The sequence below is a fragment of the Streptomyces sp. NPDC006602 genome, from assembly GCF_042870385.1.
In the GTDB taxonomy this organism is placed as follows: Bacteria; Actinomycetota; Actinomycetes; order Streptomycetales; family Streptomycetaceae; genus Streptomyces.
The window spans coordinates 235,698-248,621 of record NZ_JBIAHG010000005.1; the positions used below are offsets into that span (position 1 = coordinate 235,698).

The window sequence follows — 12,924 nt, forward strand, 5'->3', positions numbered from 1 at the left end:
TCAATTGACCGCGCCCCCGGTGGCGCTCCAGTGGTACAGCGTCATGGCCACACTGGTGGCGAGGTTGTAGCTGGAGACCTGGGGGCGCATCGGCAGCGCCACCAAGTGGTCGGCACGCGCGCGCAGTTCGGCCGACAGTCCGCTGCGTTCCGAGCCGAAGGCGAGGATCGCGTCGTCGGGGAGCTTGGTGCCACGGATGTCCTCACCCTCCGGGTCGAGAGCGAACACCGGCCCCGCGGGCAGCTCTGCCACCGTCAGCCGTTCCACGGCGGTGGCGAAGTGCAGCCCGGCGCCGCCGCGCACCACCGTGGGGTGCCAGGGGTCGAGCGTGCCCGTGGTGACCACGCCGGTCGCGCCGAACCCGGCGGCCAGCCGGATCACGGCCCCCGCGTTGCCCAGGTTGCGCGGGTTGTCGAGGACCACGACGGGCGCGGTGCGCGGGGTGTGCGCCAGCCTCTCCAGGTTGGCCGCGCGGGACGGACGTACGGCCAACGCGGCGACCTCGGTGGGGTGCGGACGTGGGACCAGACTCCGGTAGGCCGGTTCCGGCACCTGAGTCAGGAGCGCGTCCAGTGTGTCCCGGACATCCGGCGCCAGTTCCCCGGCGAGGGCGAGCGCGATGGCCCGGTCGGCGGTGACCGCCACGGGGACCTCGGCGCCGAAGCGCAGCGCGTGCTTGAGGGCGTGGAAGCCGTCCAGCAGCACGGAGGTCTCGGCGAGCCTGTGCCAGACGTCAAGGGGATCGGGGGCGCTCACGCCCTGAAGCCTACGGGTGCGTCTCCCGCGTTTCCGGCGTCCTTCGTGTCACCGGCGTCCTTCGCCTCCGCGGCTGCGTTCGTGTCACCGGCGTCCTTCGCGCTCTCCGTGCTCACCGTGCTCTCCGTGCTCTGCGTGCTCTCTGGGGCGCGCGGCTTCGGCAGCGCCGTACGGGCCGTGCCCGCGACCAGCCGGCCACGCGCGCGTGCCGCCCAGCCGCCGAGTCGGCGCAGGAACGACGTCGGCAGGAAGACCGCGTCGGCGGCGATCATTGCCAGCGAGAAGAAGGGCAACCCGAGGATCACGGCGATCGCGGCGTGCTCGATCATCATGACCGCCAGCAGGACGTTCTTGACGCGCCGGTTGAAGAGCGTGAAGGGGAAGGCGACCTGGGCGATGACGGTGCCGTACGTCACCAGCATCACCATCGTGCCGCTGGCCACCAGCGCGTCGGCGAGCGCGGGCCACGGGGAGAAGTAGTCGAGGTGCAGGGGGTAGTAGACGGCGGTGCCGTCCTGCCAGCGCGAGCCCTGGATCTTGTACCAGCCCGCCGTGGCGTAGATCAGACACGCCTCGGCCATGATCACGATCAGGGCGCCGTTGTGGACGATGTTGGCGACGACGTCCAGCAGGATCCGTGGCTCGCCGCTCTTCGCTCGGCGTCCTATGAGCCACCGGACGGCCTGCGCGAGCCAGAGTGCCCACAGCAGCAGCGGCACGAACTCCTCGCTGTCGAACAGTCGGCCCGACAGAGTCACGGAGGCCAGGGCCAGGCCGAGTACGCCCCACAGGGCCGGGCCCACACGGTCCGGAACGTTCTCCCCACGCGCGCGTGCCTCGTGTCCGAGCCTGGCCCGGCGCGCGTCCAGCGACCACACCTGGCCGCAGCGCGTGAACACCAGGTAGATGCACATCAGGTGCAGGACGTTGTCGCCGCCGTCCCCCATGAAGATGCTGCGGTTCTGCAGCGAGAGCACACCGACCATGAACAGCACGGACATGGTGCGGGTGCGCCAGCCCAGCAGCAGCAGGACGCTGGTCAGGACGGCCAGCGCGTAGACGGCCTCGAACCAGAGCCGGCTGTCGGACCACATCAGGGCCGTGAAGGCGCCGTTGTTCGAGAGCAGTTGCTGGGCGAGGTCCCAGCTCCAGGGGCCGTCGGGGCCGTACATCTCCTCGCGGTGGGAAAACTCGCGCAGCAGGAACAGCAGCCAGGTCGCACTGAAACCGATGCGTATCACGGCGGTCTGGTACGGGCCGAGGGCCGACTCGGTGGCACGGGCGATGCCGGAGGAGACGCAGAGCGCGAAACGGTTCACTTCACGTCCCCCTCGGTGCCGTCCGCCGCAATCGACCACCAGGGCAGCACCCGGTACACCGGCTGGTCCGACACCTTCTCCTCGCTCCACCGGGGCGGGCGCACATTGGTGGTGCGGGAGCGGATCTGCACGAGATCGATCGCACCGCCCTTCCCGGCCGCCTCCTCGCGGTCCAGGCGCATCAGCACGATGCGGCGCATATACGTCTCGGCCAGGGAGCCGCGCAGGCCCACCGGGCGGTTGTCGCTGTCGTGGGTGGCGACGAAGAAGTCCCAGGCCCGGCGCAGCTCGTTCTGCTGGGTGTGGCTCGGCAGCAGATTGCCGTCGATGGCCCGGCCGTCCTCGGCGGAGAGGTTGTACCAGCCGGTCGTGCGCGCCCCGCCGTCCGCCGTGTCGATCTGAGCCCGGACCTGGACGGCGATGTTCTGCTGCAACGGGTTCGGCGCGAACAGCTTCCAGTTCTGCTCGAACTCCGGGTAGATCCAGTCGTCGATCGCCCTGCCGTGCTGCTTGGTCACCGTGTTCGACGGCGCGACGTGCAGGAACACCATGCCGATGTGCACACACACGGCGACGGCGACGACCGCGAGGGTCACCGCGACGGCGATCTGGTAGCGGAGGGAGAGGGCGGCGACGCCGGTACGGGCTTCGCGGGGTGCCTGGGGAGGTGCCGGCTCGGGCGGGGAGCCCTGTGGACCGGCGGGCGCGGCGCCCGGCTCGCCCGCCTCGTGGAGGGCGTTCGAGCCTCCGTCGTGCACGTCCATTCCGCCCCGTTTCCGATTCCGGTCCGACTTCCGGTCGCCCTGCCGCCTGCCGCGAGGCACCTGGCGAAGGACTCTGTACCGCCCACGCCGTACCGCCACGCGCCACCACTCCTGCGACGCTCGCACGGAACGGTACTCAGGCCCGCGCGCCGGGCACAGACCCCCCCCCGGCTCTTCCGCGAAGCATCTCCGGTTGTCCACAGGCGGTGCCCGCAGACGCCCGCAGGTTATCCACAGCGGTTGACACCTTACGTCGCCCGTCTCACCATGGAATCGCACGAACCGAACGATCGGTCGGGAGCAGGCGCCGACAGAGCCCAGGTCGAGGGGGACCTCATGGCGACAGCAGCCACGCGTCAGACGGCGCGCACACCGGCGTACGACGGCCAGGACGGCACACAGGCCGACGCGGGCGACACCGCGGCGTACGAGAGGGCCTTCGATGCCGCCGTGTCCGCCGACGAGCGCGTCGAGCCACGTGACTGGATGCCCGACGCCTACCGCGCGACCCTCGTCCGGCAGATCGCGCAGCACGCCCACTCCGAGATCATCGGCATGCAGCCGGAAGCGAACTGGATCACGCGCGCGCCCTCACTGCGCCGCAAGGCCATCCTGATGGCCAAGGTCCAGGACGAGGCCGGGCACGGGCTCTACCTCTACAGCGCGGCCGAGACCCTCGGCACCGGCCGCGCCGAACTGCTCGACAAGCTCCACTCGGGCCGCCAGAAGTACTCCTCGATCTTCAACTACCCGACGCTGACCTGGGCGGACGTCGGCGCGATCGGCTGGCTGGTGGACGGCGCCGCGATCACCAACCAGGTGCCCCTGTGCCGCTGCTCGTACGGCCCGTACGCGCGCGCGATGGTCCGCATCTGCAAGGAGGAGTCCTTCCACCAGCGCCAGGGCTACGAGCTGCTGCTGGCCCTCAGCCGCGGCACCCCCGAGCAGCACGCGATGGCCCAGGACGCGGTGGACCGCTGGTGGTGGCCGTCCCTGATGATGTTCGGCCCGCCCGACGACGAGTCCGCGCACTCCGCGCAGTCGATGGCGTGGAAGATCAAGCGCCATTCGAACGACGAACTGCGCCAGCGCTTCGTCGACATCTGCGTCCCCCAGGCCGAGTCCCTGGGCCTCACACTCCCCGACCCGGACCTGAAGTGGAACGAGGAGCGGGGGCACCACGACTTCGGCCCGATCGACTGGACGGAGTTCTGGGAGGTCCTCAAGGGCAACGGCCCGTGCAACGAACAGCGGATAACACAGCGCAGGCAGGCCCACGAGGAGGGCGCCTGGGTCCGGGACGCGGCCTCGGCGTACGCGGCCAAACACAGTGCCGGAAGGGGAGTGGAGCAGGCATGACGAACACCGACTGGCCTCTGTGGGAGGTCTTCGTGCGCTCCCGCCGCGGCCTCTCCCACACCCACGCCGGCAGCCTGCACGCGCCGGACGCGGAGCTCGCCCTGCGCAATGCCCGCGATCTGTACACCCGGCGCGGCGAGGGCGTCTCGATCTGGGTCGTCCCGTCGTCCGCGATCACCGCGTCCTCGCCCGACGAGAAGGACCCGTTCTTCGAGCCGTCCGCCGACAAGCCGTACCGGCACCCGACGTTCTACGAGATCCCGGAGGGGGTGAAGCACCTGTGACCGCACCTGAAATCACAACCGAGACCACCCCTACGACGACCACGTCCCCCGTTCCCACGACGGCCGCCCTCGCGCTCGGCGACGACGCACTCGTGCTCTCGCACCGCCTCGGGGAGTGGGCCGGCCACGCCCCCGTCCTCGAAGAGGAGGTCGCCCTCGCCAACATCGCGCTGGACCTGCTCGGCCAGGCCCGGGTACTGCTGTCGCTGGCCGGCGACGAGGACGAACTGGCGTATCTGCGCGAGGAGCGCGCCTTCACCAACCTCCAGCTGGTGGAACAGCCGAACGGCGACTTCGCCCACACCATCGCCCGCCAGCTGTACTTCTCCACGTACCAGCAGCTGCTCTACGCCGAACTGGCCGCGGGCAACGGCCCGTTCGCCCCGCTCGCCGCGAAGGCCGTCAAGGAGGTCGCCTACCACCGCGACCATGCCGAACAGTGGACCTTGCGGCTCGGCGACGGCACGGACGTCAGCCATGAGCGGATGCGGCGCGCGTGCGAGACGCTGTGGCGGTTCACCGGGGAGATGTTCCAGCCCGTGGCCGGGCTGGACGCCGACTGGCAGGGCATGGAGTCGACCTGGCTCGAGGCCGTCGGGGACGTACTGAGCCGCGCCACCCTCACCGTCCCCGAGGGACCGCGGTCCGGGGCGTGGACGGCCGGGGCGGGCAGGCAGGGCCTGCACACCGAGTCCTTCGGGCGGATGCTCGCCGAGATGCAGCACCTGCACCGCAGCCACCCGGAGGCGTCATGGTGACGACCACCCCGCTGGAGGCGGAGCTCCTGGAAGTGGCCGGTGCGGTGCCCGACCCCGAACTGCCCGTGCTCACCCTCCAGGAGCTCGGCGTCCTGCGCGCGGTGCACGTCCACAGCCCCGACTCGGTCGAGGTCGAGCTGACCCCGACGTACACCGGCTGCCCGGCCGTCGAGGCGATGTCCCAGGACATAGAGCGGGTACTGCACGAACACGGCGTACGGGACGTCACCGTGCGTACGGTGCTGGCGCCCGCCTGGTCGACGGACGACATCACGGACGAAGGGCGACGCAAGCTCCGGGAGTTCGGTATCGCGCCGCCGCGGACGGGGCGGACGTCCGGGCCGATCGCCCTGGAGCTGGGGCCGCCCCGTCTCCTCACGGAGGACAGGGAAGCAGCCGATCCCGTCCGCTGCCCGCACTGCGGGTCCGCCGACACCGAGCTGCTCAGCCGTTTCTCCTCCACCGCCTGCAAGGCGCTGCGGCGGTGTCTGTCGTGCCGTGAACCCTTCGACCACTTCAAGGAGTTGTGATGGCCCGCTTCCACGCGCTCCCCGTGGCCGCGGTCGACCGGCTCACCGACGACTCCGTGGCCCTGACCTTCACCGTGCCCGAGGAACTGCGCGAGGAGTACCGGCACGCCCCCGGCCAGCATCTCGCCCTGCGGCGCACGGAGGACGGTACGGAGATCCGCCGCACCTACTCGATCTGCTCCCCGGCACCGGCACCGGGCGACGCAGGCCCCCACACCCTGCGCGTCGGAGTGCGGCTGGTCGACGGCGGGGCCTTCTCGACCTACGCGCTGAAAGAGATCGACATCGGCGACGAGCTGGAGGTGATGACCCCGGCGGGGCGCTTCACCCTCGACCCGGCGCCCGGTCTGTACGCGGCGATCGTCGGCGGCAGCGGCATCACCCCGGTGCTGTCGATCGTGGCGACGCTGCTGGCGCGCGAACCGGAGGCCCGGTTCTGTCTGATACGAAGCGACCGAACGTCCGCCTCCACGATGTTTCTGGAGGAGGTCGCCGACCTCAAGGACCGCTACCCCGAGCGGCTGCACCTGGTGACGGTGCTGTCCCGGGAGGAGCAACAGGCCGGGCTGCCGTCCGGGCGGCTCGACAGGGAGCGGCTCGGCGTGCTGCTTCCGGCGCTGCTGCCCGTGGGGGACGTGGCGGGATGGTTCCTGTGCGGGCCGTTCGGGCTGGTGCAGGGGGCCGAGAGGGCACTGCGGGACCTCGGGGTTCCCCGCACGCGTATCCACGAGGAGATCTTCCATGTGGACGCCGCCGCCCCCGTGACCACCGCGCCCGCTCCCGCGCACAGCACGGTGACCGCCCGGCTCGACGGCCGCGGCGGGAGCTGGCCGGTGCAGCGGGGCGAGTCACTCCTGGAGGCGGTGCTGCGCAACCGGTCCGACGCGCCCTACGCCTGCAAGGGCGGGGTGTGCGGCACCTGCCGGGCCTTCCTGGTCTCCGGCGAGGTGCGCATGGACCGCAACTTCGCGCTGGAGCCTGAGGAGACGGAGGCCGGGTACGTGCTGGCCTGCCAGTCGCATCCGGTGACGGAGAGAGTGGAGCTGGACTTCGACAGGTGAGGAGCCGAGCAGCGTCCGAACCGCTCCGCGGGTGAACGCCGACGGCCGCTCCGCGGGGGAACGCCGACGGCCGTTCCACAGATGGACGCCGGCCGCCCGTTCCCTTCTTCTAGAACCTGTTCTATCTTGACGGCCCGTCAGATCGGCGGGCCCGGCGGGAGGACAGGACCGTGGACTTCACCTTCACCGAGGAGCAGCAGGCGGCGGCCGAGGCCGCGCGAGGGGTGTTCGCCGGGGTCGCCCCGGACGCGGTGCCCAGCCCCGCCCTCACCGCGGGCGCCGTCGCGGACGACTTCGACCGTGCGCTGTGGGCGAGGCTCGCCGACGCGGACCTGTTGAGCCTGCTGCTGGACCCGGAGCACGGTGGAGCGGGCCTGGACGCCGTCGCCCTGTGCCTGGTGCTGCGCGAGGCGGCGAAGGTGCTGGCGCGGGTGCCGCTGCTGGAGAGCAGCGCCGCGCTGGCCGCCGTACAGGCCTTCGGCGGCGCGGAGCTGAGGACCGGCTTGGCGGTGCGGGCGGGGCGCGGGGAGGTCGTCCTGACCATCGCCGCGAGCGGCCGCACCGGCCACGACCCGGCCGAACTCGCGGTGACCGCACGGCAGGAGGGGGAGGCGTGGGTGCTGGACGGGGTGCAGACGGCGGTGCCGTGGGCGTACGACGCAGACTTCGTCCTCGTGCCCGCGCACACGGCTGCCGACCGGACTCTCCTCGCTGTGGTTCCCCGGGTCCACCCGGGGGTCGGGCTCGACGAGCAGGTCTCCACGACCGGTGAGCGGCTGGGAGAACTCCGCCTGGACGCCGTACGAATCGGGGACCGGGACGTCATCGACGCCGACGGCGCGTGGGGGTGGCTGCGGGACCTGCTGGCCACCGGGACGTGTGCGCTGGCGCTCGGTCTGGGGGAGCGGGTGCTGCGGATGACCGGTGAATACACCGGTAAGCGGGAGCAGTTCGGGTTTCCGGTGGCCACGTTCCAGGCCGTAGCCGTGCAGGCCGCCGACCGCTACATCGATCTGCGGGCCATGGAGGTCACGTTGTGGCAGGCCGCGTGGCGGATCGCCTCGGGGGCGCCGGGGGCGCTGCCCGCATCCGGTGACGTGGCCGTCGCCAAGATCTGGGCGTCGGAGGGCGTACGGCGGGTCGTACAGACGGCGCAGCATCTGCACGGCGGGTTCGGCGCCGACGTCGACTACCCCCTGCACCGGTACCACGCCTGGGCCAAGCACCTGGAACTGTCGCTCGGCCCCGCGGCGGCACACGAGGAGACCCTGGGCGACCTGCTGGCGGCCCATCCGCTGGCCTGAACCTTAAGGGCCGCGCCTCCGCAGGACCGCCCGCCTCAGGACCGCGCCACCTCAGGACCGCCCCTCGGGAAGGGCTCCGCTCACAGGACGAAGCCCGGCTGCCCCTCGTCGGTCACGACGGGGCGGCCCGCCGCTGCCCACACCTGCATACCGCCGTCCACGTTTACGGCGTCGATGCCCTGCTGGGCGAGGTACATCGCGACCTGCGCCGAGCGCCCGCCGGAGCGGCAGATCACGTTGACCCTGCCGTCCTGCGGGGCGGCCTCGGTCAGCTCGCCGTACCGGGCGACGAACTCACTGATGGGGATGTGCAGCGCCCCTTCGGCGTGACCCGCCTGCCACTCGTCGTCCTCGCGGACGTCCAGCAGGAAGTCGCCGTCCTTGAGGTCCGTGACCTCGACCGTGGGCACACCAGCTCCGAAATGCATGCCTCAGACGCTACCCGACGCGGGCGCGCACCGGTCCGGCCGCCCACCGGCCGGTCTGCCGCCCGCTAGCCGATCAGCTCCGCCAGCTCCGCCTCGCGCGCGGCGACATCGGCCAAGAGCTTCTCGGCGACCTCCTCCAGGAGGCGGTCCGGGTCTTCCGGGGCCATCCGGAGCATGGAGCCGATCGCGCTCTCCTCCAGTTCCCGCGCGACCACAGTGAGCAGTTCCTTGCGCCGGGCCAGCCATTCCAGGCGGGCGTAGAGCTCCTCGGTGGGCGTCGGCCCCTGCTCCGGGAGCTTCGGCCCGGCGGCCCACTCCTCGGCCAGCTCGAGCAGCAGCGCCTCGTCGCCACGGGCGTAGGCGGCGTTGACCCGGGTGATGAACTCCTCGCGCCGCGCCCGCTCGGTGTCGTCCTGGGCAAGGTCGGGGTGGGCCTTGCGGGCCAGCTCGCGGTAGCGCTTGCGGGCCTCCTCGCTGGGCCGCACCCGCTGCGGGGGCCGTACCGGCTGATCGGTGAGCATCGCCTCGGCCTCCGGGAACAGCCCCTCGCCGTCCATCCAGCCGTGGAAGAGCTCGTCGACACCGGGCATCGGCATGACCCGGGCCCGCGCCTCGTCCGCCTTGCGCAGGTCCTCGGGGTCGCCGGTGCGGGCGGCCCGTGCCTCGGCGATCTGGGCGTCCAGCTCGTCGAGGCGGGTGTACATCGGGCCGAGCTTCTGGTGGTGCAGCCGGGAGAAGTTCTCGACCTCGATACGGAAGGTCTCGACCGCGATCTCGTACTCGATCAGCGCCTGCTCGGCGGCCCGTACGGCCCGTTCCAGCCGCTCCTCGGGCCGGGGCACACCGGCGTCCGGCGTCGGCCGGTCCTCACCGGGGACACCACCCTGTTCAGCTTCCGGGGTCGTCACCCGACCAGCGTAGGCCACACCGAAGGAGCCCCCGACACACCGTCTCCCGGACCCAGGGCACACCGTGCTCAGGACCTCAGGACGTCCTGGTCAGGCCCCTCCTCACACTCCCACCTCCGCCGCGATCCGACCCGAGCGCACCGCCGCCACCAGCTGCGCGTGGTCCGCCTCCGTGCGGTCGGCGTAGGCGACGGCGAACGCGGTGATCGCCTCGTCCAGTTCCTCGTTCTTGCCGCAGTAGCCGGCGATCAGGCGCGGGTCGGCGCTGTGGGCGTGGGCGCGGGCCAGCAGGGCGCCGGTCATCCGGCCGTAGTCGTCCAACTGGTCGGCGGCGAGGGCGGCGGGGTCGACGCTGCCCTTGCGGTTGCGGAACTGCCGTACCTGGAACGGCAGTCCGTCGACCGAGGTCCAGCCCAGCAGGATGTCGCTGACCACCTGCATGCGCTTCTGCCCCATGACCACCCGCCTGCCCTCGTGGTCGACCTTCGGCGCCTCGAACCCGGCGCTCTCCAGATGCGGCACGAGCGCCGAGGGGCGGGCCTCCTTGACCTGGAGGACGAGTGGTTCGCCCCGGTGGTCGAGGAGCAGGACGACATACGACCTAGTGCCGACGCTGCCCGTGCCGACGACGCGGAAGGCGACGTCGTGCACCGCGTGGCGGGCCAGCAGGGGGAGGCGGTCCTCGGAGAGCGAGGCCAGGTACTGCTCCAGGGAGGCCGCCACCGCCGCGGCCTCCCTGTCCGGGACGCGCCGCAGCACCGGCGGGGCGTCGACGAAGCGACGCCCGCCGTCCTCGGTCGGCTCCGTCGACTTTGCGGCGAAGCGCCCGCTGGTGTTGGCCCGGGCCTTCTCCGAGACCCGCTCCAGGGTGCCGACCAGGTCGTGGGCGTCGGTGTGGGAGACCAACTCCTCGTCCGCGATGGCGTTCCACGCGTCCAGGACCGGAAGCCTGGCCAACAGCCGCATCGTGCGGCGGTAGGCACCCGCCGCGTCGTGCGCCGCCTTGCGGCAGGTGTCCTCGTCGGCGCCCGCCTCACGGGCGGCGAGCACGAGGGAGGCGGCGAGCCGCTTGAGGTCCCACTCCCAGGGGCCGTTCACCGTCTCGTCGAAGTCGTTCAGATCGATGACCAGGCCGCCGCGCGCGTCGCCGTACAGGCCGAAGTTGGCGGCGTGGGCGTCACCGCAGATCTGGGCGCCGATCCTTGTCATGGGGGTGCGCGCCAGGTCGTACGCCATGAGGCCGGCCGAACCGCGCAGGAAGGCGAAGGGCGTGGCCGCCATCCTGCCGACCCGTATGGGCGTGAGCTCGGGGATGCGGCCCCGGCCGGACTCCTCGACCGCGCTCACCGCGTCGGGCCGTCCCCCGTCCAGGTCGAGAGCGGCGTGCGCGCCGCGCGGGACGCTTCGCCGCAGCGCCTTGCCCTCTTCCTTGGGCGTGCCCTCGGCAGGCCGGTCCGCGAAGCCGTGGACGCGGGGTACCCGGCGGGCCCCACCGGCACCCGCCACCGCCTGCTGAACCGGGGCCGCGTCCCCGACAACCGTCTCCGCACCGATCTCGGTCACAGCGACCGCCTCCCCCGCCCACGCACGAACATCAACTCGTGCCGACCGTACAGCCGGTGGCCGAAACGCGTCAGACCCTGTGGACAACTCCACACCTGTGGACAACGCCGACAGTCCTCACCACACCCGCACAACCCCGGCGGCACACCCACAGCACACCCACAGCGCACCGCCGGCACCCCGGCGGCACACCGTCAGCACCCCGTCGGTCGCTCCGCCTCCGGCAGATGCTCCTCCGCCCACTCCCTGAGCAGCCCCAGTGCCGGAGCCAGCGCGGACCCCGCCTCGGTCAGCCGGTACGACACCCGCAGCGGCGGCCCCTCGTCGACCTCGCGCACGACGAGCCGGGCCGCGCCGAGTTCGGTGAGCCGGTCGGAAAGCATGCGTTCGCTGATGCCGGGGATGGCCCGGCGCAGGTCGACGAAGTACGCGGGTCCGCCGGTCAGGACAGACACGATCGGGCCGGTCCAGCGCTTTCCGAGCAGTTGGAAGACGCGCGTGATGCCGTCGTCGACCTGTTTGCACGCCGACACGTCGTGACTCTGCTCGACCCTCATGCCTCTCAGGGTACTGCCCTTCCTCATGTTACTGAAAAAAAGTAAGTTGCTGTGCTATTCATAGTCGAGTACGAATTGCTAGCACGTGGACGGACGTCCCGTGCGCCGGCTCACCATCCCCTGGAGACCTCATGGCGACGCTTCTGCACATCGACTCCTCCGTCTTCCCCACCGACGCCTCCACCTCGCGCTCCGTGACGGACGCCTTCCGCAAGGCCTGGGAGGAGCAGCACCCCGAGGGCACGGTGATCTACCGCGACCTCGCCGCGGACCCCGTTGCGCACATCACCGCCGATGCCCACACCGCCGGCTTTGCGGACCCGGCCACGCACACCCCGCAGCAGGCGGCCGCCTTCTCCGCGCGCGTGCAGCTGATCGAGGAGCTGGAGCAGGCGGACGCCGTGCTGATCGGCGCCCCGATGTACAACTTCTCGATCCCGTCGACCCTCAAGGCCTGGCTGGACAACGTGGTCCTCATCGGCCGCACCGCCATGACCGAGGACTCGAAGGTCAAGGGAACACCGGTCACCGTCGTCGCCAGCCGCGGCGGCTCGTACGCGCCGGGCACCCCGCGCGAGGGCTACGAGTACGTGCAGACCTACCTGAAGGCGATCTTCACCGACACCCTCGCCGCGGACCTCCACTTCATCGTCCCGGAGCTCACGATGGCCCCGCAGAACCCGGCGATGTCCGAGCTGATCCCGCTCTTCGAGGCCTCCCGCGAGCGCGCCCTCCAGGACGCGGCCGCCAAGGCCAAGGAAGTGGCCGAACGCGTCGCGGCCTGAGCCTGCCGACCTGGTAGGGGGCGGGCACCCGCCCCCGCCAGATGAAGCACCTCCACCACCCGACGAAGCACCTTCACCGCAGGCCGCCCGCCCTCAGCCCCTCTCCGCCGCAGGTCCCGCCCATATGCGAGTCTTCGCCGGAGCAACACGAGGAGCAGGCGATGACCGAGAGCGCGAAGGCGGCACCCCGTCGGCGGCACGCGCAGGGGAACCGGCGGCGCATCCTGGACGCGGCACGCGAGACGCTGAGCGCGGATCCGGAAACCACCGTCGACGACATCGCCCGCGCGGCAGGAATCGCCCGCCGCACCCTCTACGGTCATTTCGCCGGGCGGGAGGACCTCGTCAACGCCCTGGCCGACGACGCCGTGGAGTCGCTCCGGCAGGTGTTCGTCGAGGAGCGCAACCCCGCCGACCTCGCCCTGGCCCGCTACATCACGGCCGTCTGGGGCATCGGCGACCGCTTCCGCGTCATCATCGCGCTCGGCCGCCGCGACTGGACGGCGACATCCGCGGCGCGCTGACCCCCGTACGGGAGCTGGCCGGTG

Annotated in this window: 15 protein-coding genes; 8 read left to right on the top strand and 7 right to left on the bottom strand. The window is 71.6% G+C overall.

Translation table 11 applies throughout. The features are described 5' to 3' along the window. From ACFYO2_RS16150 to ACFYO2_RS16160, 3 genes are read right to left on the bottom strand one after another with little or no spacing between them, the layout of a single operon-like run. Positions 1-756, bottom strand: a complete 756-nt coding sequence (locus ACFYO2_RS16150; protein ID WP_388349008.1) for a TrmH family RNA methyltransferase — start codon at positions 754-756, stop codon at positions 1-3. Continuing rightward, positions 753-2,075 (bottom strand): HTTM domain-containing protein, encoded by a 1,323-nt coding sequence (locus ACFYO2_RS16155; RefSeq protein ID WP_388349010.1) that lies wholly within the window; start codon positions 2,073-2,075, stop codon positions 753-755. Before ACFYO2_RS16155 ends, ACFYO2_RS16150 begins: the two co-directional genes overlap by 4 nt. Next, complete coding sequence (locus ACFYO2_RS16160) at positions 2,072-2,839, bottom strand: DUF5819 family protein (RefSeq protein WP_388349012.1); 768 nt, start codon at positions 2,837-2,839, stop codon at positions 2,072-2,074. The genes ACFYO2_RS16155 and ACFYO2_RS16160 overlap by 4 nt, the downstream gene beginning before the upstream one ends. A 336-nt stretch (positions 2,840-3,175) precedes the next feature. Here ACFYO2_RS16160 and paaA point away from each other — a divergent pair, with 336 nt between their 5' ends. The 6 genes from paaA (at position 3,176) to ACFYO2_RS16190 (ending at position 8,135) form a co-directional block, all read left to right on the top strand. After that, a complete protein-coding gene (paaA, locus tag ACFYO2_RS16165; protein ID WP_388349013.1) occupies positions 3,176-4,198 on the top strand; it encodes a 1,2-phenylacetyl-CoA epoxidase subunit PaaA in 1,023 nt (340 codons plus the stop codon). Beyond that, a complete protein-coding gene (gene paaB, locus ACFYO2_RS16170) occupies positions 4,195-4,482 on the top strand; it encodes a 1,2-phenylacetyl-CoA epoxidase subunit PaaB (RefSeq protein WP_020119451.1) in 288 nt (95 codons plus the stop codon). Before paaA ends, paaB begins: the two co-directional genes overlap by 4 nt. Continuing rightward, on the top strand, positions 4,479-5,240 hold the full coding sequence (gene paaC, locus ACFYO2_RS16175) for a 1,2-phenylacetyl-CoA epoxidase subunit PaaC (protein ID WP_388349016.1): 762 nt from the start codon (positions 4,479-4,481) through the stop codon (positions 5,238-5,240). The genes paaB and paaC overlap by 4 nt, the downstream gene beginning before the upstream one ends. Next, positions 5,234-5,770 (top strand): 1,2-phenylacetyl-CoA epoxidase subunit PaaD, encoded by a 537-nt coding sequence (gene paaD, locus ACFYO2_RS16180; protein WP_388349018.1) that lies wholly within the window; start codon positions 5,234-5,236, stop codon positions 5,768-5,770. Before paaC ends, paaD begins: the two co-directional genes overlap by 7 nt. Continuing rightward, the gene (locus ACFYO2_RS16185) at positions 5,770-6,831 is read left to right on the top strand and encodes a 2Fe-2S iron-sulfur cluster-binding protein (protein ID WP_388349020.1); all 1,062 of its coding nucleotides are present in this window, start codon (positions 5,770-5,772) and stop codon (positions 6,829-6,831) included. Before paaD ends, ACFYO2_RS16185 begins: the two co-directional genes overlap by 1 nt. 170 nt (positions 6,832-7,001) lie before the next feature. After that, a complete protein-coding gene (locus ACFYO2_RS16190; protein WP_388349022.1) occupies positions 7,002-8,135 on the top strand; it encodes an acyl-CoA dehydrogenase family protein in 1,134 nt (377 codons plus the stop codon). A gap of 80 nt (positions 8,136-8,215) precedes the next feature. Here ACFYO2_RS16190 and ACFYO2_RS16195 read toward each other — a convergent pair whose 3' ends face one another. From ACFYO2_RS16195 to ACFYO2_RS16210, 4 genes are all read right to left on the bottom strand, one after another. After that, positions 8,216-8,545 carry a rhodanese-like domain-containing protein gene (locus ACFYO2_RS16195; RefSeq protein ID WP_388349606.1) on the bottom strand — a complete coding sequence of 110 codons (330 nt, stop codon included), beginning with the start codon at positions 8,543-8,545 and terminating at the stop codon, positions 8,216-8,218. A gap of 83 nt (positions 8,546-8,628) precedes the next feature. Continuing rightward, positions 8,629-9,471, bottom strand: coding sequence for a hypothetical protein (locus ACFYO2_RS16200; RefSeq protein WP_388349024.1), 843 nt, complete (start codon positions 9,469-9,471; stop codon positions 8,629-8,631). Between the two features lie 102 nt (positions 9,472-9,573). Next, entirely contained in the window at positions 9,574-11,034 is a 1,461-nt protein-coding gene (locus ACFYO2_RS16205) for a DUF2252 domain-containing protein (protein WP_388349026.1), read from the bottom strand. Between the two features lie 194 nt (positions 11,035-11,228). Further along, positions 11,229-11,591, bottom strand: a complete 363-nt coding sequence (locus ACFYO2_RS16210; protein ID WP_388349028.1) for a winged helix-turn-helix transcriptional regulator — start codon at positions 11,589-11,591, stop codon at positions 11,229-11,231. Between the two features lie 131 nt (positions 11,592-11,722). On the opposite strand from ACFYO2_RS16210, the gene ACFYO2_RS16215 reads away from it, so the two are divergent. After that, a complete protein-coding gene (locus ACFYO2_RS16215) occupies positions 11,723-12,376 on the top strand; it encodes an FMN-dependent NADH-azoreductase (RefSeq protein ID WP_388349030.1) in 654 nt (217 codons plus the stop codon). A 161-nt stretch (positions 12,377-12,537) separates the two neighbouring features. After that, the gene (locus tag ACFYO2_RS16220) at positions 12,538-12,900 is read left to right on the top strand and encodes a TetR/AcrR family transcriptional regulator (RefSeq protein ID WP_388349032.1); all 363 of its coding nucleotides are present in this window, start codon (positions 12,538-12,540) and stop codon (positions 12,898-12,900) included. Positions 12,901-12,924: the final 24 nt, after the last annotated feature.

What these genes read in the sequence shown, in the direction of transcription:
- ACFYO2_RS16220 (WP_388349032.1), top strand. Translation starts at nt 12,538, where the DNA reads ATGACCGAGAGCGCGAAGGCGGCACCCCGTCGGCGGCACGCGCAGGGG.
- ACFYO2_RS16210 (WP_388349028.1), bottom strand. Translation starts at nt 11,591, where the DNA reads ATGAGGGTCGAGCAGAGTCACGACGTGTCGGCGTGCAAACAGGTCGAC.
- ACFYO2_RS16160 (WP_388349012.1), bottom strand. Translation starts at nt 2,839, where the DNA reads ATGGACGTGCACGACGGAGGCTCGAACGCCCTCCACGAGGCGGGCGAG.
- paaA (WP_388349013.1), top strand. Translation starts at nt 3,176, where the DNA reads ATGGCGACAGCAGCCACGCGTCAGACGGCGCGCACACCGGCGTACGAC.
- ACFYO2_RS16215 (WP_388349030.1), top strand. Translation starts at nt 11,723, where the DNA reads ATGGCGACGCTTCTGCACATCGACTCCTCCGTCTTCCCCACCGACGCC.
- paaB (WP_020119451.1), top strand. Translation starts at nt 4,195, where the DNA reads ATGACGAACACCGACTGGCCTCTGTGGGAGGTCTTCGTGCGCTCCCGC.
- ACFYO2_RS16185 (WP_388349020.1), top strand. Translation starts at nt 5,770, where the DNA reads ATGGCCCGCTTCCACGCGCTCCCCGTGGCCGCGGTCGACCGGCTCACC.
- paaD (WP_388349018.1), top strand. Translation starts at nt 5,234, where the DNA reads ATGGTGACGACCACCCCGCTGGAGGCGGAGCTCCTGGAAGTGGCCGGT.